The 23,247-nt window shown below is 42.2% G+C and carries 17 protein-coding genes and 2 pseudogenes; 18 read left to right on the top strand and 1 reads right to left on the bottom strand.

Translation table 11 applies throughout. From position 1 onward, the window contains the following. The first annotated feature begins 308 nt into the window (after nucleotides 1-308). From rpoB to O3601_RS03480, 11 genes and pseudogenes are all read left to right on the top strand, one after another. A complete protein-coding gene (gene rpoB / locus O3601_RS03430; RefSeq protein ID WP_173253782.1) occupies nucleotides 309-3,920 on the top strand; it encodes a DNA-directed RNA polymerase subunit beta in 3,612 nt (1,203 codons plus the stop codon). Nucleotides 3,921-3,952: 32 nt separating this feature from the next. Continuing rightward, the gene (gene rpoC, locus O3601_RS03435; protein WP_000228746.1) at nucleotides 3,953-7,630 is read left to right on the top strand and encodes a DNA-directed RNA polymerase subunit beta'; all 3,678 of its coding nucleotides are present in this window, start codon (nucleotides 3,953-3,955) and stop codon (nucleotides 7,628-7,630) included. 305 nt (nucleotides 7,631-7,935) lie between these two features. Continuing rightward, nucleotides 7,936-8,335 (top strand): annotated as a pseudogene (locus O3601_RS03440) (nucleoside-diphosphate kinase). Nucleotides 8,336-8,568: 233 nt separating this feature from the next. Next, the gene (locus O3601_RS03445) at nucleotides 8,569-9,189 is read left to right on the top strand and encodes a hypothetical protein (protein WP_371471154.1); all 621 of its coding nucleotides are present in this window, start codon (nucleotides 8,569-8,571) and stop codon (nucleotides 9,187-9,189) included. A gap of 140 nt (nucleotides 9,190-9,329) precedes the next feature. Beyond that, nucleotides 9,330-9,773: a tRNA (adenosine(37)-N6)-threonylcarbamoyltransferase complex ATPase subunit type 1 TsaE gene (tsaE, locus tag O3601_RS03450; protein ID WP_371471155.1), complete on the top strand. Its 444-nt coding sequence runs from the start codon at nucleotides 9,330-9,332 to the stop codon at nucleotides 9,771-9,773. Next, nucleotides 9,763-10,281: an N-acetyltransferase family protein gene (locus O3601_RS03455; protein ID WP_371471156.1), complete on the top strand. Its 519-nt coding sequence runs from the start codon at nucleotides 9,763-9,765 to the stop codon at nucleotides 10,279-10,281. Before tsaE ends, O3601_RS03455 begins: the two co-directional genes overlap by 11 nt. 7 nt (nucleotides 10,282-10,288) lie before the next feature. Continuing rightward, nucleotides 10,289-11,305 carry an LCP family protein gene (locus tag O3601_RS03460; protein ID WP_371471157.1) on the top strand — a complete coding sequence of 339 codons (1,017 nt, stop codon included), beginning with the start codon at nucleotides 10,289-10,291 and terminating at the stop codon, nucleotides 11,303-11,305. 86 nt (nucleotides 11,306-11,391) lie between these two features. After that, nucleotides 11,392-12,648, top strand: a complete 1,257-nt coding sequence (locus tag O3601_RS03465; RefSeq protein WP_371471158.1) for a competence/damage-inducible protein A — start codon at nucleotides 11,392-11,394, stop codon at nucleotides 12,646-12,648. Nucleotides 12,649-12,702: 54 nt separating this feature from the next. Further along, a complete protein-coding gene (gene recA / locus O3601_RS03470) occupies nucleotides 12,703-13,869 on the top strand; it encodes a recombinase RecA (RefSeq protein ID WP_371471159.1) in 1,167 nt (388 codons plus the stop codon). A gap of 114 nt (nucleotides 13,870-13,983) precedes the next feature. Next, nucleotides 13,984-15,354 (top strand): MATE family efflux transporter, encoded by a 1,371-nt coding sequence (locus O3601_RS03475; RefSeq protein ID WP_371471160.1) that lies wholly within the window; start codon nucleotides 13,984-13,986, stop codon nucleotides 15,352-15,354. 96 nt (nucleotides 15,355-15,450) lie between these two features. Continuing rightward, nucleotides 15,451-16,167 carry a YebC/PmpR family DNA-binding transcriptional regulator gene (locus O3601_RS03480; RefSeq protein ID WP_000532877.1) on the top strand — a complete coding sequence of 239 codons (717 nt, stop codon included), beginning with the start codon at nucleotides 15,451-15,453 and terminating at the stop codon, nucleotides 16,165-16,167. Between the two features lie 55 nt (nucleotides 16,168-16,222). Here O3601_RS03480 and O3601_RS03485 read toward each other — a convergent pair. After that, nucleotides 16,223-16,863: pseudogene (locus tag O3601_RS03485) on the bottom strand (DUF4190 domain-containing protein). A gap of 213 nt (nucleotides 16,864-17,076) precedes the next feature. Here O3601_RS03485 and O3601_RS03490 point away from each other — a divergent pair. The 7 genes from O3601_RS03490 (at nucleotide 17,077) to rpmB (ending at nucleotide 23,173) form a co-directional block, all read left to right on the top strand. Further along, on the top strand, nucleotides 17,077-17,538 hold the full coding sequence (locus tag O3601_RS03490) for a MarR family winged helix-turn-helix transcriptional regulator (protein WP_371471162.1): 462 nt from the start codon (nucleotides 17,077-17,079) through the stop codon (nucleotides 17,536-17,538). Further along, on the top strand, nucleotides 17,522-19,291 hold the full coding sequence (locus tag O3601_RS03495; protein WP_371471163.1) for an ABC transporter ATP-binding protein: 1,770 nt from the start codon (nucleotides 17,522-17,524) through the stop codon (nucleotides 19,289-19,291). Before O3601_RS03490 ends, O3601_RS03495 begins: the two co-directional genes overlap by 17 nt. Further along, nucleotides 19,281-21,041: an ABC transporter ATP-binding protein gene (locus O3601_RS03500; protein WP_371471164.1), complete on the top strand. Its 1,761-nt coding sequence runs from the start codon at nucleotides 19,281-19,283 to the stop codon at nucleotides 21,039-21,041. Before O3601_RS03495 ends, O3601_RS03500 begins: the two co-directional genes overlap by 11 nt. A 95-nt stretch (nucleotides 21,042-21,136) precedes the next feature. Next, complete coding sequence (locus O3601_RS03505) at nucleotides 21,137-21,640, top strand: phosphatase PAP2 family protein (protein WP_371471165.1); 504 nt, start codon at nucleotides 21,137-21,139, stop codon at nucleotides 21,638-21,640. Between the two features lie 113 nt (nucleotides 21,641-21,753). After that, nucleotides 21,754-22,200 carry a LytTR family DNA-binding domain-containing protein gene (locus O3601_RS03510; RefSeq protein ID WP_371471167.1) on the top strand — a complete coding sequence of 149 codons (447 nt, stop codon included), beginning with the start codon at nucleotides 21,754-21,756 and terminating at the stop codon, nucleotides 22,198-22,200. A gap of 4 nt (nucleotides 22,201-22,204) precedes the next feature. After that, on the top strand, nucleotides 22,205-22,879 hold the full coding sequence (locus O3601_RS03515; RefSeq protein WP_371471168.1) for a hypothetical protein: 675 nt from the start codon (nucleotides 22,205-22,207) through the stop codon (nucleotides 22,877-22,879). Between the two features lie 105 nt (nucleotides 22,880-22,984). Then, entirely contained in the window at nucleotides 22,985-23,173 is a 189-nt protein-coding gene (gene rpmB, locus O3601_RS03520) for a 50S ribosomal protein L28 (protein WP_001140948.1), read from the top strand. Nucleotides 23,174-23,247 lie beyond the last annotated feature (74 nt).

Below are 23,247 nucleotides of genomic sequence, written 5' to 3' on the forward strand. Positions count from 1 at the left end.
TTTTGTCAAAAATTCATCAATCCCCTTGAAAAATCTAGCTAAATAGGGTATAATATGAGTAATCATTTGTCGTAGGTTTTGTCTGAAATATTGTCCAGACAAGGCTCACAGCAGTTAAATCTTCTGAAAAAGTCAGATTTAGCTGCTCTTTTTGTGCTTTTTTTCAGGATTTTGAGCATTTGTAATAAAGACTTAAAGATTCTGAAAATTCATCAAAGGGACACGGTGATAGGGGTTTTTAAAACCATATGACGATTAGAAAAGCCTGATTGACAAGGCTTGGAACTTATTTACAAAGGAGAATCATCTTGGCAGGACATGACGTTCAATACGGGAAACATCGTACCCGTCGTAGTTTTTCAAGAATCAAAGAAGTTCTTGACTTACCAAATTTGATTGAAATTCAAACTGACTCATTCAAAGATTTCCTAGACCATGGTCTTAAAGAAGTGTTTGAAGATGTATTGCCAATTTCAAACTTCACAGACACAATGGAGTTGGAATTTGTTGGATATGAAATCAAGGAACCAAAATACACGCTAGAAGAAGCTCGTATCCACGATGCTAGCTACTCAGCACCAATTTTTGTAACCTTCCGCTTAATCAATAAAGAAACAGGCGAAATCAAGACCCAAGAAGTTTTCTTTGGTGATTTCCCAATCATGACAGAAATGGGTACTTTCATTATCAATGGTGGTGAACGTATCATCGTATCTCAGTTGGTGCGCTCGCCAGGTGTTTACTTTAACGATAAAGTTGATAAAAACGGTAAAGTGGGCTACGGTTCAACGGTTATCCCTAACCGTGGAGCTTGGTTGGAACTTGAAAGTGACTCAAAAGACATTGCCTACACTCGTATCGACCGTACTCGTAAGATTCCATTTACAACCTTGGTTCGTGCGCTTGGTTTCTCAGGTGATGATGAAATCTTTGATATTTTTGGTGATAGCGAATTGGTTCGCAACACTGTTGAAAAAGATATCCACAAGAACCCAATGGATTCTCGTACAGACGAAGCTTTGAAAGAAATCTACGAACGCCTTCGTCCAGGTGAGCCTAAGACAGCTGAAAGCTCACGTAGCTTGCTTGTAGCTCGTTTCTTTGACCCACGTCGCTATGATTTAGCAGCCGTTGGTCGTTACAAGATTAACAAAAAACTCAATGTTAAAACACGTTTGCTCAACCAAACCATTGCGGAGCCATTGGTAGACCCTGAAACAGGCGAAATCTTGGTAGAAGCTGGAACTGTTATGACTCGTAGCGTGATTGAAAGTATTGAAAGCCATTTGGATGGTGACTTGAACAAGATTGTTTATATTCCAAATGATGCAGCCGTTGTGACTGAGCCTGTTGTTCTTCAAAAATTCAAGGTTGTTGCTCCAACTGATCCAGACCGTGTTGTAACCATCATTGGTAATGCTAATCCAGATGACAAGGTTCGTACGGTGACTCCTGCAGATATCCTTGCTGAGATGAGCTACTTCCTCAACTTGGCTGAAGGACTTGGCCGTGTAGATGATATCGACCACCTTGGAAACCGTCGTATTCGTGCGGTAGGTGAATTGCTTGCTAACCAAGTACGTCTTGGACTTTCTCGTATGGAACGTAATGTCCGTGAACGTATGTCTGTTCAGGACAATGAAGTCTTGACACCACAACAAATCATCAATATCCGTCCTGTAACAGCTGCGGTGAAAGAATTCTTTGGTTCATCACAGTTGTCACAGTTCATGGACCAACACAATCCGCTTTCTGAGTTGTCTCACAAACGCCGCTTGTCAGCCTTAGGACCTGGTGGTTTGACACGTGACCGTGCTGGATATGAAGTACGTGACGTGCACTACACTCACTACGGTCGTATGTGTCCAATCGAGACACCTGAAGGACCTAACATCGGTTTGATCAATAACTTGTCATCATATGGACACTTGAACAAATATGGTTTTGTTCAAACACCATACCGTAAAGTTGACCGTGAAACAGGTGTTGTTACCAACGAAATCGTTTGGTTGACAGCCGATGAAGAAGATGAATTTACTGTAGCACAGGCTAATTCTCGTCTGAATGAAGATGGAACCTTTGCTGAGAAAGTTGTCATGGGACGTCACCAAGGGGTCAACCAAGAGTATCCAGCTAATGTTGTTGACTACATGGACGTATCACCAAAACAGGTAGTTGCCGTTGCGACAGCATGTATTCCTTTCTTGGAAAACGATGACTCCAACCGTGCCCTCATGGGAGCCAACATGCAACGTCAGGCTGTGCCATTGATCAATCCTCAAGCACCTTACGTTGGTACTGGTATGGAATACCAAGCAGCCCACGACTCTGGAGCGGCTGTGATTGCTCAGTATGATGGTAAAGTTACTTACGCAGATGCTGACAAGGTAGAAGTTCGTCGTGAAGATGGTTCATTGGACGTTTACCACATCCAAAAATTCCGTCGTTCAAACTCAGGTACTGCTTACAACCAACGCACGCTTGTTAAAGTTGGCGATGTTGTTGAAAAAGGCGATTTCATCGCTGACGGACCTTCCATGGAAAATGGAGAAATGGCACTTGGACAAAACCCAATCGTTGCCTACATGACTTGGGAAGGTTACAACTTCGAGGATGCCGTTATCATGAGCGAACGCTTGGTTAAAGACGATGTCTATACCTCTGTTCACCTTGAAGAATACGAATCAGAAACGCGCGATACAAAGCTTGGGCCTGAAGAAATCACTCGTGAAATTCCAAATGTTGGGGAAGACGCTCTTAAAGACCTTGACGAAATGGGTATTATCCGTATCGGTGCTGAGGTTAAAGAAGGCGATATCCTTGTAGGTAAAGTAACACCTAAGGGTGAGAAAGACCTTTCAGCTGAAGAACGCCTCTTGCACGCTATCTTCGGAGATAAATCTCGTGAAGTGCGTGATACTTCTCTTCGTGTACCACACGGTGCCGATGGTGTCGTTCGTGATGTTAAAATCTTTACACGTGCAAATGGAGATGAGTTGCAATCAGGTGTTAACATGCTGGTTCGCGTCTACATCGCTCAAAAACGTAAGATCAAGGTCGGAGATAAGATGGCCGGACGTCACGGAAACAAAGGGGTTGTCTCTCGTATCGTTCCTGTAGAAGACATGCCTTACCTTCCAGACGGAACTCCAGTCGATATCATGTTGAACCCACTTGGGGTGCCATCACGTATGAATATCGGTCAGGTTATGGAGCTCCACCTTGGTATGGCTGCTCGTACTCTGGGTATTCATATCGCAACACCAGTCTTTGACGGAGCAAGTTCTGAAGATCTTTGGTCAACTGTTAAAGAAGCAGGTATGGATAGCGATGCCAAGACAATCCTTTACGATGGCCGTACTGGTGAACCATTTGATAACCGTGTGTCAGTTGGTGTCATGTACATGATCAAACTCCATCACATGGTTGACGATAAATTGCACGCGCGTTCAGTCGGACCTTACTCAACCGTTACCCAACAACCACTCGGAGGTAAAGCTCAGTTTGGTGGACAACGTTTCGGTGAGATGGAGGTTTGGGCTCTTGAAGCCTACGGTGCGTCAAATGTCCTTCAAGAAATCTTGACTTACAAGTCTGACGATATCAACGGACGTTTGAAAGCCTATGAAGCTATTACAAAAGGAAAACCAATTCCAAAACCAGGTGTTCCAGAATCATTCCGAGTTCTTGTCAAAGAATTGCAATCTCTTGGTCTTGATATGCGTGTCCTTGACGAAGATGACCAAGAAGTGGAACTTCGCGACTTGGATGAAGGAATGGACGAAGATGTCATCCACGTAGATGACCTTGAAAAAGCCCGCGAAAAAGCAGCCCAAGAGGCTAAAGCAGCCTTTGAAGCTGAAGAAGCTGAGAAAGCAACAAAAGCGGAAGCAACAGAAGAAGCTGCTGAACAAGAATAAGCAGTTCACTTAGAATAGAAAGGGAAGAAATAGTGGTTGATGTAAATCGTTTTAAAAGTATGCAAATCACCCTAGCTTCTCCAAGTAAAGTCCGTTCATGGTCTTATGGAGAAGTCAAAAAACCTGAAACAATCAATTACCGTACCTTGAAACCAGAACGTGAAGGACTCTTTGATGAAGTTATCTTTGGTCCTACAAAAGACTGGGAATGTGCTTGTGGTAAATACAAACGCATTCGTTACAGAGGGATTGTTTGTGACCGTTGTGGGGTTGAAGTAACGCGTACGAAAGTTCGTCGTGAGCGTATGGGACATATCGAATTGAAAGCTCCTGTATCTCACATCTGGTACTTCAAGGGGATTCCAAGCCGTATGGGCTTGACCCTTGATATGAGCCCTCGTGCCCTCGAGGAAGTTATCTACTTTGCGGCTTATGTGGTGATTGATCCTAAGGATACACCACTTGAGCACAAGTCTATCATGACAGAGCGCGAATACCGTGAGCGCTTGCGTGAGTATGGTTATGGATCGTTCGTTGCCAAGATGGGTGCCGAAGCTATCCAAGACCTTTTAAAACAAGTAGATCTTGAAAAAGAAATTGCTGAACTCAAAGAAGAGTTGAAAACAGCTACTGGACAAAAACGTGTCAAAGCCATCCGTCGTTTGGATGTTTTGGATGCCTTTTACAAGTCTGGAAACAAACCTGAATGGATGATTCTCAACATCCTTCCGGTTATTCCACCAGATCTTCGTCCAATGTTGCAGTTGGATGGTGGCCGTTTTGCCTCATCTGACTTGAACGACCTTTACCGCCGTGTTATCAACCGTAACAACCGTTTGGCTCGTTTGCTTGAGTTGAATGCACCAGGTATCATCGTTCAAAATGAGAAGCGTATGCTTCAAGAAGCAGTTGATGCTTTGATTGACAATGGTCGTCGTGGTCGTCCAATCACAGGACCAGGTAGCCGTCCACTGAAATCATTGAGCCACATGCTTAAAGGTAAACAAGGACGCTTCCGTCAAAACTTGCTCGGTAAACGTGTTGACTTCTCAGGACGTTCCGTTATCGCTGTTGGTCCAACTCTTAAGATGTACCAATGTGGTGTGCCACGTGAAATGGCGATCGAGCTCTTTAAACCATTCGTGATGCGTGAAATCGTTGCACGTGATATCGTGCAAAACGTCAAAGCAGCTAAACGCTTGGTGGAACGCGGAGATGAGCGTATCTGGGATATCCTTGAAGAAGTGATCAAAGAACACCCAGTGCTTTTGAACCGCGCACCGACCCTTCACCGTTTGGGTATCCAAGCCTTCGAGCCAGTCTTGATTGATGGTAAGGCCCTTCGCTTGCACCCACTTGTCTGTGAAGCCTACAATGCCGACTTTGACGGGGACCAAATGGCCATCCACGTACCGCTTTCAGAAGAAGCCCAAGCAGAAGCTCGTATCCTCATGCTCGCTGCTGAGCACATCTTGAACCCCAAAGATGGTAAACCAGTTGTTACTCCATCTCAGGACATGGTTTTGGGTAACTACTACTTGACCATGGAAGAAGCTGGTCGTGAAGGTGAAGGAATGGTCTTCAAAGATCGTGATGAAGCGGTTATGGCTTACCGTAATGGTTATGTTCACCTCCACTCACGTGTTGGTATCGCAACAGACAGCCTCAACAAGCCTTGGACAGAAGAGCAAAAACACAAGGTCTTGCTTACAACAGTTGGTAAAATCCTCTTCAACGACATCATGCCAGAGGGTCTACCATACTTGCAAGAACCAAACAATGCCAACTTGACAGAAGGCGTTCCAGCTAAATACTTCTTGCCACTTGGTGGAGATATCAAGGAAGCTATCAGCAATCTTGAACTCAACCCTCCATTCAAGAAGAAAAATCTTGGAAATATCATCGCTGAAATCTTCAAACGTTTCCGTACGACAGAAACTTCTGCCCTACTTGACCGCATGAAGAATCTCGGTTACCACCACTCAACTCTTGCAGGATTGACAGTGGGTATTGCCGATATCCCAGTCGTTGATGACAAGGCTGAAATCATTGAAGAATCACACAAACGTGTAGAACAAATTACAAAACAATTCCGTCGTGGTATGATTACAGACGACGAGCGTTACAATGCTGTTACAGCCGAATGGCGTGCTGCCCGTGAAAAACTAGAGAAACGCTTGATTGCCAACCAAGATCCGAAGAACCCAATCGTTATGATGATGGACTCTGGAGCCCGTGGTAACATCTCAAACTTCTCACAGCTTGCCGGGATGCGTGGTCTGATGGCTGCTCCGAACGGACGTATCATGGAATTGCCAATCCTTTCAAACTTCCGTGAAGGTTTGTCGGTATTGGAAATGTTCTTCTCAACTCACGGTGCCCGTAAAGGTATGACCGATACGGCCCTTAAGACAGCCGACTCAGGTTACTTGACTCGTCGTTTGGTTGACGTTGCCCAAGACGTTATCATCCGTGAGGACGACTGTGGAACAGACCGTGGTCTCTTGATCCGTTCTATCGCAGAAGGAAAAGAGATGATCGAGTCTCTTGAAGAACGTCTCAATGGTCGTTACACTAAGAAAACTGTTAAACATCCAGAAACTGGTGCAGTGATTATCGGTCCAAATGAGTTGATTACAGAAGACAAAGCGCGTGAAATTGTCAATGCTGGTGTGGAAGAAGTGACTATCCGCTCTGTATTTACATGTAACACTCGTCATGGTGTCTGCCGTCACTGCTATGGTATCAACTTGGCGACTGGTGATGCGGTTGAAGTTGGTGAAGCAGTTGGTACAATCGCTGCCCAATCTATCGGGGAACCTGGTACACAGCTTACAATGCGTACCTTCCACACGGGTGGGGTTGCCTCAAATACCGATATCACTCAGGGTCTTCCTCGTGTCCAAGAAATCTTTGAAGCTCGCAATCCTAAAGGGGAAGCGGTTATCACAGAGGTTAAAGGACAAGTTACAGCTATCGAAGAAGATGCCTCAACTCGTACTAAGAAAGTCTTTGTTAAGGGTGAAACTGGCGAAGGTGAGTACGTCGTTCCATTTACAGCTCGTATGCGTGTTGAAGTTGGAGACCAAGTAGCGCGTGGTGCTGCTCTTACAGAAGGTTCTATCCAACCAAAACGTCTCCTTGCAGTTCGTGATGTCTTGTCAGTTGAAACTTACCTTCTCGGTGAAGTACAAAAAGTTTACCGTAGCCAAGGGGTAGAAATCGGTGACAAACACATCGAGGTAATGGTTCGTCAAATGATCCGTAAAGTCCGTGTCATGGATCCAGGTGACACAGATCTTCTCATGGGTACCCTCATGGATATCAATGATTTTACAGATGCTAACAAAGATGTCCTTATCGCAGGTGGAGTTCCAGCGACAGGTCGCCCAGTCCTTATGGGAATTACCAAAGCCTCACTTGAAACCAACAGTTTCTTGTCAGCGGCTTCCTTCCAGGAAACAACTCGTGTCCTTACTGACGCGGCTATCCGTGGTAAGAAAGACCATCTCCTTGGACTCAAGGAAAATGTTATCATCGGTAAGATCATCCCAGCAGGTACTGGTATGGCCCGTTACCGTAACCTTGAACCACATGCTATCAACGAAGAAGAATACCTTAATCCTCCAGTAGAGGAAGAAGGAAATGAAGAAACAACAGAAGTAGTTGTGGATACTGCCGTTGAAACTGTGGAAGAAACAGTAGAATAAAAGAGAATGAGAGAACCTTCGGGTTCTCTTTCTGTTTTCTGAAAACTTTCTCCATTTTTCCATGAAATGTGGTAAAATAATACTCAATGAAAATCAAAGAGCAAACTAGGAAACTAGCCGTAGGTTGCTCAAAGCACTGCTTTGAGGTTGTAGATAGAACTGACGAAGTCAGCTCAAAACACTGTTTTGAGGTTGTGGATAGAACTGACGAAGTCAGTAACCATACCTACGGTAAGGCGACGTTGACGTGGTTTGAAGAGATTTTCGAAGAGTATAAAAGAAAGAAGCTGACAAAGGAGACAGGTATGGAACAAACATTTTTTATCATTAAACCAGACGGTGTAAAAAGAGGATTAGTGGGTGAGGTGTTGAAACGCATCGAACAACGTGGATTTACAATCGAAAAATTGGAGTTGCGTACAAAGGTTTCAGAAGGGTTAATTGATCAGCACTATCAGGACTTGGTTGGTCAAAGTTTTTACCCACCGATTCGTGAATTTATGACTTCAGGACCGGTTCTTGTAGGTGTCATCTCAGGTCCCAAAGTAATTGAAACTTGGTGCGACTCGTCCAGAAGAAGCTTTACCAGGGACTATTCGAGGTGATTTTGCAAAAGCTGCTGGAGAAAATGAGGTTATCCAAAATGTTGTACATGGTTCAGATTCAGAAGAGTCAGCTAAGCGAGAGATAGCACTTTGGTTTTAAGAGTGGATTGGCTCAATCAATTGGTTAAAAGCTCATTTGAATAGAAAGTATAGTTAATTAGTTTAAGACATGACGCATGATATCAAACTTTTTAGTTTTTGATATGGTGCGTTTTTTTGATTTCAAGTTTAGCCTTTCGTGTTTGTTTAGCGTCTAAAAGAGACATTTGAGAAGATTAGAAACAGTTCTCTCTTTTCTCCGAGTATAATGATTGGTAGGAAGGGAGAGAAAAGATGAAATCAATGAGAATCTTATTTTTGTTAGCTTTAATTCAAATCAGTTTGAGTAGCTGTTTCCTATGGAAGGAATGTATCTTGTCCTTTAAACAAAGTACAGCTTTTTTCATCGGAAGTATGGTCTTCGTTTCAGGAGTCTGTGCTGGAGTAAATTATCTTTATACCCGTAAGCAAGAAGTCCACAGTGTCCTAGCCAGTAAGCAGTCAGTGAAGCTTTTTTACAGTATCCTGCTCTTAATTAATTTGTTAGGAGCTGTCCTTGTTTTGTCAGACAACTTGTTCATCAAAAATACGCTGCAGCAAGAATTAGTTGATTTTTTATTGCCATCCTTTTTCTTTCTATTTGGGTTAGATTTGCTGATTTTTTTACCCTTGAAAAAATACATGCGCGATTTGCTTGCTATGCTAGACAGAAAAAAGACAGTGTTGGTGACTATTATAGCAACACTTCTTTTCTTAAGAAATCCAATGACCATTGTCTCTCTTTTGATTTATATTGGACTGGGTTTGTTTTTTGCAGCCTATCTTGTCCCAAATTCGGTTAAGAAGGAAGTTTCTTTTTATGGTCATATTTTCCGAGATCTTGTATTGGTCATTGCTACGCTCATTTTCTTTTAGAGAAAGCTTGTTTTTATGGATGTTATGATGGTAATACTCTTCGAAAATCTCTTTAAACTACGTCAGCTCTTTGATTTTCATTGAGTATAAGTTTAGCAGGAAAATAGACACAAAAGAAAAGTTTTTGGTATAATAATAATATGTACACAAAAAATGAAGAAGAGCTACAATCCTTAGGGGAACGATTGGGCCATTTATTAGAAAAGAATGATGTCTTAATTCTAACTGGAGAACTTGGAGCAGGCAAAACGACCTTTACAAAAGGTCTTGCTAAAGGTTTACAGATTTCTCAAATGATTAAAAGTCCAACCTATACTATCGTAAGAGAGTATGAAGGCAGAATGCCACTTTATCACCTAGATGTTTATCGTATTGAAGGAGATGCGGATTCTATCGATTTGGATGAGTTTCTCTTTGGTGGCGGAGTGACTGTTATCGAGTGGGGAAATCTCTTAGGAGATGCCTTGCCAGATACTTATTTAGAGTTGGAAATTCTAAAAGAAGAAGACGGTCGCAGATTACATTTCCAAGCAAAGGGTTTGCGTGCAGAAAAACTCTTAGAGGAGCTTCAACATGGAGTATGAATTGCTCATTAGAGAAGCAGAACCTGGTGATGCTGTTGAGTTAGTGACATTTTTAAATCGTGTCAGTGTAGAAACAGATTTTACCAGCTTAGACGGAGATGGTATTCTCTTGACCAGTGAGGAGATGGAAATATTCCTCAACAAGCAAGCTAGTTCGGACAATCAGATAACCTTACTTGCATTTTTAAATGATAAAATTGCTGGTATTGTAAATATTACAGCTGACCAGCGCAAGAGAGTCCGTCATATTGGAGATCTCTTCATTGTGATTGGAAAAAGATATTGGAATAATGGATTGGGAAGTTTGTTGCTAGAAGAAGCGATAGAGTGGGCACAAGCAAGTGGCATTCTGCGTCGTCTCCAACTGACTGTCCAAACTCGTAATCAAGCAGCAGTCCATCTTTATCAAAAGCATGGCTTTGTCATTGAAGGTCGCCAAGAGCGTGGAGCATATATAGAAGAAGGGAAATTTATCGATGTTTACTTGATGGGTAAACTGATAGATTAGTAGAAATATGGTTAAAAAAATTATTGGAATGGTGCTAGCTTTTCTAGCTGTGACAGTTTTGGGTGTCGGTGTTTTTGCGTATACTATTTATCAGCAAGGCACACAAACCTTATCAAAGACCTATAAAAAAATAGGGGAAGAAACCAAGGTTATTGAAGCAACAGAGCCTTTGACCATTCTGTTAATGGGGGTTGATACTGGGAATGTGGAGCGTACAGATCAATGGGCTGGAAATAGTGATTCCATGATTCTCTTGACTGTCAATCCACATACTAAGAAGACCATGATGCTGAGTTTGGAGCGTGATATCCTGACTAAAATTCAACATAAAGATGGTAGTATTGAAGAAGCGAAGTTAAACGCTGCCTATGCTGGTGGCGGTGCAGAACTTGCTATAGAAACAATTCAAAAGATGATGAATATCCATATCGATCGCTACATTATGGTTAATATGCAAGGATTGCAACAATTGGTCGATGCAGTGGGAGGTATTACGGTCAATAATACACTAGGTTTCCCGATTTCTATCAGTGACCAAGAAGAATTTAATACCATTTCTATCGGTGTTGGAGAGCAGACAATAAATGGAGAAGAAGCGCTTGTTTATTCACGCATGCGTTATCAAGACCCAGAAGGAGACTACGGACGTCAGAAGCGTCAGCGTGAAGTCATTCAAAAAGTTGTTGAAAAAGTTCTTAGCTTGAATAGTGTTAGTCACTATCAGTCTATTTTAAAAGCCCTAAGTACTAATATGCAGACTAATATTGATCTATCTGCGAAAAGTATTCCGAGCTTATTGGGCTACAAAGATTCGTTTAAAACAATTGAAACACAACAGTTGAAGGGTGAAGGGGAGATGCTACAAGGCGTTTCTTATCAAATTGTTACGAGAAACCATATGTTGGAAATGCAGAATCTTTTGAGACGTTCTTTGGGACAAGAAGAAGTCACTCAGCTTGAAACAAATGTTGTCTTATTTGAAGATTTATTTGGACGAGCACCTGTTGGTGACGAAGATAATTAATTTTCTTGATATAAATAAAAAAATCAATCGTGGGAAATTTCCTGCGATTTTTTCAAAAAAATACGAATAGATAGGTAGGAGGAAACATGGAAGCAGAAATCATTGCTGTTGGAACAGAGATTTTGACTGGACAGATTGTCAATACTAATGCTCAGTTTTTGTCGGAAAAACTAGCAGAGATTGGAGTAGACGTATATTTTCAGACGGCTGTAGGAGACAATGAAGTTCGTCTCTTATCCCTTCTTGAGATTGCCAGTCAACGTAGTAGTCTGGTGATTTTGACAGGTGGATTGGGGCCAACTGAGGACGATTTGACCAAACAAACCCTAGCTAAATTCTTAGGGAAAGAATTAGTCTTTGATTCTCAGGCCCGGGAGAAGTTGGATATCTTTTTTGCTCAGAGACCAGACTATGCCCGAACACCGAATAACGAAAGACAAGCTCAGATTGTAGAAGGAGCGACTCCACTGCCAAACGAAACAGGGCTGGCTGTGGGAGGAATGTTGGAAGTCAATGGAGTGACCTACGTCGTCCTTCCAGGTCCACCAAGTGAATTGAAACCTATGGTCTTAAACCAACTTTTACCCAAGTTGATGACAGGGAGCAAGCTGTATTCCCGAGTTCTTCGTTTCTTTGGAATTGGCGAAAGTCAGCTGGTGACGATTTTGGCTGATTTGATTGAGAATCAAACCGATCCGACCTTGGCACCTTATGCCAAGACAGGAGAAGTCACTCTACGTCTGTCAACAAAGGTTAGCAGTCAAGAAGAGGCGAATCAAGTGCTGGATATCTTGGAAAATCAAATCTTAGGTCGCCAGACCTTTGAAGGCCTTTCTTTACGAGAGCTTTGTTATGGTTATGGAGAAGAAACTAGTTTAGCCAGTATTGTGGTAGAAGAACTGAAAAAGCAAGGGAAAACCATCACTGCAGCCGAGAGTTTGACGGCAGGTCTTTTCCAAGCTAGGGTAGCGGATTTTTCGGGTGTTTCAAGTATATTTAAGGGTGGTTTTGTAACCTATAGCTTGGAGGAAAAATCAAAGATGTTGGATATTCCTGTCAAGGATTTGGGAGAACAGGGTGTGGTGTCTGAATTTACAGCTCAGAAGATGGCTGAGCAAGCACGAATCAAGACCCAGTCTGATTTTGGCCTTAGTTTGACTGGAGTGGCAGGATCAGCTAGCCTAGAAGGGCACCCAGCTGGGACAGTCTTTATAGGGTTGGCTCAAGAGCATGGAACTGAGGTCATAAAGGTCAATATTGGAGGCAGAAGTCGAGCAGATGTACGTCACATTGCGGTTATGCATGCCTTTAACCTAGTTCGCAAGGCTTTATTAAGTGACTAACTTTTGATATAATAGTAGATAGGTCTGAGGACCATTAGAATGTAGGAGAATAGAATGGCGAAAAAACCAAAAAAATTAGATGAAATTTCGAAAAAATTCGGGGCAGAACGTGAAAAAGCCTTGAATGATGCTCTTAAATTGATTGAGAAAGACTTTGGTAAGGGTTCAATCATGCGTTTGGGTGAACGTGCCGAGCAAAAGGTGCAAGTGATGAGTTCAGGTTCTTTGGCCCTTGACATTGCCCTTGGTTCAGGTGGTTATCCTAAGGGACGTATCATCGAAATCTATGGGCCAGAGTCATCTGGTAAGACAACGGTTGCCCTTCATGCAGTTGCACAAGCTCAAAAAGAAGGTGGGATTGCTGCCTTTATCGATGCGGAACATGCCCTCGATCCAGCTTATGCTGCGGCTCTTGGTGTCAACATTGACGAATTGCTCTTGTCACAACCAGACTCAGGAGAGCAAGGTCTTGAGATTGCAGGAAAATTGATTGATTCAGGTGCTGTGGACCTTGTCGTAGTTGACTCAGTTGCTGCCCTTGTACCTCGTGCGGAAATTGATGGAGATATCGGAGATAGCCACGTTGGTTTGCAGGCTCGTATGATGAGCCAGGCTATGCGTAAACTTGGTGCTTCTATCAATAAAACCAAAACTATTGCCATCTTTATCAACCAATTACGTGAAAAAGTTGGGGTGATGTTTGGAAATCCAGAAACAACTCCTGGTGGACGTGCTCTGAAATTCTACGCATCAGTCCGTTTGGATGTTCGTGGAAGCACACAAATCAAAGGAACTGGTGACCAAAAAGACACCAATGTCGGTAAAGAAACTAAGATCAAGGTCGTGAAAAACAAGGTGGCTCCACCATTTAAGGAAGCTTTCGTTGAAATCATGTACGGAGAAGGGATTTCTAAGACTGGTGAGCTTTTGAAGATCGCAAGCGATTTGGACATCATCAAAAAAGCAGGAGCTTGGTACTCATACAAAGATGAGAAAATTGGGCAAGGTTCTGAAAATGCTAAAAAATACTTGGCAGAGCACCCAGAAATCTTTGATGAAATTGATAAGCAAGTCCGTTCTAAATTTGGCTTGATTGATGGAGAAGAATCTTTAGAACAAGATACTGAAAACAAAAAAGATGAGCCAAAGAAAGAAGAAGCAGTGAATGAAGAAGTTACACTTGACCTAGGCGACGAACTTGAAATCGAAATTGAAGAATAAGCTGTCAAAGTAGTGGAGAAATCCACTGCTTTTTCGTTGCTTTGCTCTGGTTCTCAGCTCACGCATAGTTTGCTGTTTCTTGTCGCTCCTCTAGAAAGCTGATATAATAGCCTTATGAATAAAAAACGAACAGTGGACCTGATACATGGTCCGATTCTTCCCTCGCTCTTAAGCTTCGCCTTCCCAATCTTGCTATCAAATATTTTTCAACAGCTCTATAATACTGCTGATGTCTTGATTGTTGGGCGATTTCTGGGTCAAGGTTCCTTGGCTGCAGTAGGGGCGACGACAGCGATTTTTGACCTGATTGTGGGTTTTACTCTTGGTGTTGGCAATGGCATGGGAATTGTCATTGCCCGCTATTATGGAGCTCGGAATTTCACTAAAATCAAGGAAGCAGTAGCAGCAACTTGGATTTTAGGTGCTCTTTTGAGTATTGTGGTCATGCTGCTGGGCTTTCTTGGTTTGTATCCTCTCTTGCAATACCTAGATACTCCTGCTGAAATCCTTCCTCAATCTTATCAATACATTTCTATGATTGTGACCTGTGTCGGTGTCAGCTTTGCCTATAATCTTTTTGCAGGCTTGCTGCGGTCTATTGGGGACAGTCTAGCTGCCCTTGGTTTTCTGATTTTCTCTGCTCTGGTTAATGTAGCTCTGGATCTCTATTTTATTACGCAATTGCATCTGGGAGTTCAATCCGCGGGACTTGCTACCATTATTTCGCAAGGCTTATCAGCGGTTCTCTGCTTTTATTATATTCGTAAGAGTGTGCCAGAACTTTTGCCTCAACTCAAGCATTTCAAATGGGACAAGGCCTTGTATGCGGATCTTTTGGAGCAAGGTTTGGCTATGGGCTTGATGAGTTCAATTGTGTCCATTGGCAGTGTTATTTTGCAGTCTTCTGTTAATACCTTTGGTGCCGTAATTATTAGTGCCCAGACGGCAGCTCGACGCATTATGGCCTTTGCCTTTCTTCCTATGACCGCTATTTCTGCCTCGATGACGACCTTTGCTTCTCAGAATCTAGGAGCTAAGCGACCAGACCGCATTGTTCAAGGTCTACGAATTGGCAGTCGTTTAAGTATGTCCTGGGCAATTTTTGTATGTGTCTTCCTCTTTTTTGCCAGTCCAACCTTGGTTTCCTTCTTGGCTAGTTCGACGGATAGCTACTTGGTAGAAAATGGAAGTCTCTATCTGCAAATTAGTTCAGCCTTTTATCCTATTTTGAGTCTCTTGTTGATTTATCGCAATTGTTTGCAGGGGTTGGGACAAAAGGTCCTTCCTATGGTTTCTAGCTTTATAGAACTAATCGGGAAGATTGCTTTTGTGGTCATGATTATCCCTTGGACAGGCTATAGGGGAGTTATCCTTTGCGAACCCCTAATCTGGGTTGCCATGACCATTCAGCTGTACTTCTCACTGTTTCGTCACCCCTTGATAAAAGAAGGCAAGGAAATTTTGGCAACCAAAGTGTCATCCTAGCTTGATTTACTGAATAAAATCTATTTCCTCTAGTGAAAATCGAAAAAACTTGTGTTATAATAAGAAAGATTAAAATGTGAAAAAAGGAGATTCCTAATGGGACGTAAATGGGCCAATATCGTAGCCAAGAAAACGGCTAAAGATGGAGCTAACTCTAAAGTATATGCAAAATTTGGTGTAGAAATCTATGTAGCAGCTAAAAAAGGTGATCCAGATCCAGAATCAAACTCTGCTTTGAAATTCGTTATCGACCGTGCTAAACAAGCCCAAGTGCCAAAACACGTTATTGATAAAGCGATTGATAAAGCAAAAGGAAACACAGACGAAACCTTTACAGAAGGACGTTACGAAGGTTTTGGACCAAATGGTTCTATGCTGATTGTTGATACTTTGACTTCAAATGTCAACCGTACAGCGGCCAACGTCCGTGCAGCTTTTGGTAAAAATGGCGGAAACATGGGCGCTTCAGGTTCTGTTTCATACCTCTTCGATAACAAGGGTGTTATTGTATTTGCAGGTGAAGATGCGGACGCGGTCTTTGAGCAATTGCTAGAAGCAGATGTGGATGTGGACGATGTAGAAGCAGAAGAAGGGACAATCACAGTTTACACAGCTCCAACTGACCTTCATAAGGCTATCGTTGCCCTTCGTGAGTCAGGTATCGAAGAATTCCAAGTGACTGAATTGGAAATGATTCCTCAGTCAGAAGTGGAATTGTCAGGCGATGACCTTGAAACCTTTGAAAAACTTTACAGCGTTCTTGAAGACGACGAAGACGTACAAAAAATCTACACAAACGTAGATGGATTCTAATAGAAAAACGAACAGTTTTACTAGCTGTTCGTTTTTTTGATATTTGAACTTAGACTCAGGTTTCAGAATCGTTTTGTTGATTGCTTTTTTCTAGACCTAGATCGACTGATGTTTTTGGACGAGCAAGAGCTCTCCATTGTCATCTTTTGCAAAAGTTAAGGTAACAGTTTTGGTCTTGTCTCCAATGGAGATATAGGTGATTTTTTTCGTATTGTAACCCCCAAGAGTGAAGTCAAACTCGGAATCTGGCTTTCCGTGTTTGTTGATAATATCCTCGTAGTTGGTACCACCTTTTCCTTTGTTGTCAAGGTCACCTTCGATTAAGGCGTCGAACTGTTCTTGGGTCCAGGCGGAGGTATCGTCTGTCAAGCCGCTTTTTTCTTCGCGTTCCATTGAGGCACTCGTATCCATGTAGGAACGGTTAAACTCCTTGGCATACTCTTTGTAGACATCAGCGTATAGTACCTGAGTCGTAAAGAAAAGTACAACAGAGGCAACTGCCAGGGATGTTCCGATAATAGCCATTGTTTTCCGTTTTTTGATGTTGATGATAAGGCCGATAATCCCCAAGATAAATGCGACGATGCCGATGAACAACGATGGATAGTTAATAAACGGGATCCAGGATCCTAAAAGTGCGATGGCTCCAAAAATGGTTGCTAAGATTCCTAAAACTCTTTGTTCTTCTGGTTTCATTTGAAAGTTTTCTTCCTTCATTAAGTGAATGGATTTCTATCCACAGTAGTAAGTGCTTATTATATAAAAAATATTGCCTAATGTCAATTTAAACTAAAATAGTTCTCTAGGAAACTTTTTCTTGACATCTCTTTTCAAAGTGGTAAAATAGTTCTCATGAAAACTTATTTAGTTCCTAGGAGAACTAAATGTGATGGTTAGAAAGGAGTTAGTATGGATAAACCGATGTTAGTCTTTAAGCGTTTTGGTCATCAGATTCACCTGATGGTGCAAAAGGAAGCCAAACGTTGTGGTATTGAATTTATGGGTGGGCCTCAAGGTCAGGTTGTACGTTTTTTGGATAATCGTGAGAAAAACCAAGACTTGGTCTTGATTAAAGATATCGAGCAGGAACTCAATATTAGCAAGTCTGTTGCTAGTAATTTGGTCAAGCGTATGGTGCAAAATGGTTTGGTGGAATTGGAGGCGAGTCCTAGCGATAAGCGGGCAAAATTTGTTCGTTTGACGGGCAAAGCACGTTCTCAGATGCAACAGGTCAAGGCTTTTTTTGAACGAATAGACAAGCAGTTGATGGAAGACATTGATGAAGATGAATTGCTGATTTTTGAGAAAGTCCTTGCTCAACTACAGGAAAATATCAAGAGAATAGGAGGAGAGAATGAAGAAATTAGCTAAACGAATTAGTGGGAAAGAATGGGGGATGATTTTTCTAGCCATTCTCTTTACCTGCTTTTCAGTTTACCTAGAGTTAGAAGTGCCGACCTATATCTCTAAAATCACGGATTTGCTAGGAAGTCAAGGAACCAACTTGGATGAGTTATGGCAACCAGCAGGTATGATGGTCGGAATGTCCTTTTTTGCCTTCTTGTCCGCAGTCGCAGTTGGATTTTTTGCATCCAGAGTGGCCGCTTCCTATACTAGTAGGCTGAGAAGTGATATTTTTAACCGAGTTTTAGATTACTCGCAGACAGAGATTAAGAAATTCTCTATTCCTAGTCTCTTAACTCGTACCACTAATGATATTACCCAAGTTCAGATGCTGATCACCATGGGCTTGCAAGTGGTTACGCGTGGTCCGATTATGGCTATCTGGGCTATCGGGAAGATTTTAGGCCATTCAGAATACTGGCTCTGGGCCGTACTTGTGGCAGTAATTGTCAACGTTTTGATGACGACAGTTTTGATGACGCTAGCCTTTCCAAAACAGTCCTTAATTCAGGGACTGACTGATAAACTGAACAGTATCACTCGCGAGAGTTTAACAGGTATTCGCGTTGTTCGTGCCTACAATGCTGAAAAGTACCAAGATGAAAAATTTGCAACAGCAAATGATGAGCTGACACGTTTGAATTTGTTTGTCAACCGTCTTATGGCTATTTTGAACCCTATCATGATGGGGATTTCAAGTGGTTTGAGTGTGGCGATTTACTGGATTGGGGCCTATGTAATCAACGATGCTGCTCCAACAGAGCGTCTGCCTCTCTTTAGTGACATGGTTGTTTTCATGTCTTATGCCATGCAGGTTGTCATGGGCTTCCTTCTCATGGGAGCACTCTTCATCGTTCTTCCCCGAACTATGGTCTCTGCTAAGCGGATTAATCAAGTTTTAGATTTGCATTCTTCTATTCAAAACCCTGCTCAAGTGCAGCTGGCTGATGAAAACCTCAAAGGTCAGGTCGAGTTTAAGGATGTGACCTTCCGCTATGCGGCAAATTCGGAGGCGGTTATTGAGAATGTTAGCTTTAGAGCAGAAGCGGGTCAAACAGTGGCCTTTATTGGGTCAACTGGTTCTGGTAAATCAACTCTGGTCAATCTGATTCCACGTTTCTACGATGTGTCAGAAGGAGAAATTCTGGTGGACGGTGTCAATGTTCAAGACTATGTCTTAGAAGATTTGCGCAACAAGGTTGGTTATATTCCTCAGAAAGCGGTTCTCTTTTCAGGTGATATCAAGGACAATTTAGACTTTGGACAGAGTCAAGAAACACCACTTAGTGAGAAAGCTATGTGGCAAGCCTTGGAATTGGCCCAGTCTAAGAACTTTATCGAAGACAAGGAAGCGGGCTTAGAGTCAGAAGTGGCCCAAGGAGGAACCAACTTCTCAGGTGGTCAAAGACAGCGTCTGGCTATTGCGCGTGCCTTGGCGCGGAAACCAGAAATCCTCATCTTTGATGATTCCTTCTCAGCCTTGGACTACAAGACAGATCGAGTTTTACGTCAAGATTTAGCTGAAAAAACTAAGTCTATGACCAAGCTCATTGTCGCACAGCGCATCTCAACGATTATGGATGCAGATTTGATTTTGGTCTTAGATCAAGGTAAAGTCGTGGGACAAGGCACCCACAAGGAACTTCTAGCTAATAACGAAGTTTACCAAGAAATTGCCTATTCACAACTATCGAAGGAGGAATTGGAACATGGAAAATAAGAAAATGTCTCTTTTGAAACAGAGTAAACCCTATCTTGCAGGTCTCCAGTTTGCTCTGCTGATAGCCTTTCTAGCAACAATCTTATCCAATATCATTACTGTTTATGGCCCAACCCGAATCAAGGAAATGACCAATATCATTGCCAGTGGTCTGGCAACAAGTGTGGATGTCGCGGCGGTTGCAGCTATTGGTGGTTTTTTGGCCGTGATTTATGTGATTGGACTTCTATCAAATTATTTGCAGGCCTTTCTGTTTACAACAGCTATTCAACGTTTTTCAGAGCGTTTGAGAACAGCCATTGCAGATAAAATTAATCGCCTACCATTGAGATATTTTGATGGACATTCTCAAGGGGATACCTTGTCTCGTGTAACCAATGACGTTGACACTGCAGCTCAGTCCCTCAATCAAAGTCTAGGAACAGTTCTCTCATCTAGTTTACTGGTCGTGGCGGTCTTAGTAACCATGTTTGGCATGAACTGGATTTTAGCTTTGGTGACGGTTGTGTCAACTCTTATCGGTTTTGCTTTCGTGTCTGTCTTTATGGGTAAATCCCAGGGCTTCTTTAAGAGTCAGCAACAGGATTTGGCAGCTGTCAATGGCTATGTGGAAGAAATGTACTCTGGCCATAATGTGGTGACCAGTTACAATGCCATCGAAAGTACGAAAGAAGAATTTGCAACATTAAATCATCGTCTGTATGATAGTATCTGGAAATCTCAGTTTATTTCAGGGATTATGATGCCGATTATGATGTTTATTGGGAACTTTAGCTATGCCTTGGTGATTATCGTTGGTGCAGCCTTGGCTTTAAATGGACACATCAGTATCGGGATTATCGTTGCCTTTATGGCCTACGTTCGTATCTTTTCTCAGCCTCTTTCACAAATTGCCCAAGGGATTACCAGTCTTCAGCAGGCTAGTGCAGCCATGGGACGTGTCTTTGAATTCCTAGCTGAAGCGGAAATGGAAGACGAATCCCATAAAGAAAGACAATTGAGCGATATGAAAGGTCAAGTAGTCTTTGATCGAGTCTCCTTTGGTTATACACCAGAGAGAACTATTATCCATGACTTTTCTGCGACCGCTCATGCAGGTCAAAAGGTTGCTATTGTCGGACCGACCGGAGCTGGGAAGACAACCATTGTCAATCTTTTGATGAAGTTCTATGAGCTTGATAAGGGAAGTATCCGCATCGATGGTGTGGATACCAAAGAGATGAAGCGTTCGGAAGTACACGATGCCTTTTCAATGGTCTTGCAGGATACTTGGCTCTTTGAAGGCACTATCCGAGACAATCTTATCTATAACCAAAAGGATATTAGTGATGAGCGCGTGATTGAAGCCAGCAAGGCTGTGGGGATTCACCACTTTATCATGACCCTATCAGATGGTTACGATACCGTCTTGGACGATACAGTGACCTTGTCTGTCGGACAAAAACAACTCTTGACTATCGCTCGTGCTTTGCTGAAAGATGCACCACTCCTAATCCTAGATGAGGCGACTTCTTCTGTTGATACCCGTACAGAGGAATTGATTCAGAAAGCTATGGATCGTTTGATGGAGGGCAGAACTTCCTTTGTCATCGCCCACCGCTTGTCAACCATCCGTAATGCTGATCTTATTCTCGTCATGAAAGATGGAAATATCATCGAGCAAGGCAATCATGATGAGCTGATGGCACAAGCTGGTTTCTACGCTGACCTCTACAACAGTCAATTTACAGAAGACGAAGCAGAAGAATAAATCGAAAGAAGGCTTGACGGCCTTCTTTTTCTGCACTATACTAGAAGACAAGTGCTTCCCTATAAGCAAAATTTGAGTAAGTGATGAGAAAATATATGAAAAATTATCAAGAATGGTATGACCATATTGCTGGTAAGATTGAAAATAAGCCTATCTTTCTGAGATTGCTGAGAGCTTTCAATCGCTTCATGACAGTAGTTATGCCTATAGTTTATTTAATCTTGTTAACTACTACCTATCTCCAAGAAGGACTTGGTAAACAGGTCGGAATCTATTTGTTTATCCCTGCATCAGGTTTTGTGATTTTGTCCCTTCTACGTAAGAAAATCAATGCTCCTAGGCCTTATGAAGTTTGGGGAATTGTACCGCTACTAGACAGGGATAGTCCTGGTCAGTCTATGCCCAGTCGTCATGTCTTTTCAGCAACCATTATCTCCATGGCTTGCTTGCATGCTAGTCTAACTATGGGGATGATTTGTTTGACATTATCAGCCTTCCTAGGTCTAGTGAGAGTCTTAGGTGGAGTGCATTTTCCAAAGGATGTAGTAGTTGGTTATATTTGTGCTCTTGTGTGGGGTGTGCTTTTCTTTCTATTTTGACCTGTAAGTTAAGGTGGTCCTAGAACCACTTACGGGTCTAAAGTAACCACTTGCTTTTTTGCTCTTGTTTTCTTATTTTAGCTTTGATATAGTAGAGTCAGAAAGGAGATGGAATGAAGTTACGAATCGAAATTGACAGCAATTTAGAGGGAACTGAAATTGTCATCAAGGCAGCGGCTTTGACAGATGAGATTGCGGATTTACAGCGACTCTTACAAGAGTCCAAGTCTCCTAGGTTGATTTTTTACAAGGGGACGGGTGAGTATTATCTGAACTTGTCGGAAATTCTCTTCTTTGAGACAGAAGGGAACAAGATTTATGCCCATACCCAGAAAGATGCCTACGAAGTTCGGCTTAAACTCTATGAGTTAGAGGCTATCCTTCCTCGCTATTTCAGTCGGGTATCCAAGTCAACTATCGCAAATATCCGTCAGGTTTATTCGGTGGACAAGTCCTTTTCAGGAACGGGCACCATTTCCTTTTATCAGACCCACAAGGAGGTTCATGTCTCACGGCATTACCAATCCCTCCTAAAAGAAAATCTAAGAAACATGAGGTAAGAACATGAAAAAGAAAGTATTTGGTATTGTGTTGCTAGTATTGGCAGCCTTAGTATTATTACAGGGGAATTTTGGAATCCCTTCTCTTGGAGGGCATATTTGGCCCTTGCTTGGTATTGCATTTTTTGCCTATCAATCAGTTGAAGCTTTGCTTCGTCGTCATCTGACATCAGCAGTTTTTACAACTTTTGTAGCTCTCATGATTGCTAATCATTTTTATGACATCTTACCTATTCCAAATCAGTCATTGTTCTGGGCTAGTATTTTAATCGTAATGGGTGTCAGCGCACTTACTCATTCTAACAGAACTTGGAACGGGAAAAAATGGTGGTATGATGGTAAAAAGACCATTCTAACAGATAAGGAAGTTGCTTTTGGTACAGGGACTTTCTACAAGCAAGACCAAGAATTGGTAGAAGACCAAGTTGAAGTTGGTTTTGGCAATGCCAAGATATATTATGACAACGCAGAGATGTTAGGTGATTTTGCTACTCTGGATATCGAAGTTGGTTTTGGCAATGCAGTTATCTATGTTCCCCAACATTGGAGAGTTGATTTGAAGGTGGAAACTTTCTGTGGTGTAGCCAAGGCAGATGCCCCTCTAGCCCCAACCAGCAAAACCTTGATTATCCGTGGGGATGTGGCTTTTGGGAAGTTGGGAATTGTCTACGTTAAATAAAAAAATCTTCCAATTCCCTTGCAAAAATGAAGAAAGTGTGATAACATAGTACGGTATGTGGTGCTAGCACATCCGCTATATTAGATCTAATAGGAGGAAAACACAATGGCTAAAGTATGTTACTTTACAGGTCGTAAGACTGTATCAGGAAACAACCGTTCACACGCGATGAACCAAACAAAACGTGCCGTAAAACCAAACCTTCAAAAAGTTACTGTTCTTATCGATGGTAAACCTAAAAAAGTTTGGGCTTCAGCTCGTGCTTTGAAATCAGGTAAAGTTGAACGCGTTTAATAATAAAAGTAAGGAGACCTTAGGGTCTTTTTTCTTTTACTGTAGATATAAAATCATTTGAAAAATAGAGTAAA

Source organism: Streptococcus sp. 20925_1_69 (genome assembly GCF_041432365.1).
Taxonomy (GTDB): Bacteria; Bacillota; Bacilli; order Lactobacillales; family Streptococcaceae; genus Streptococcus.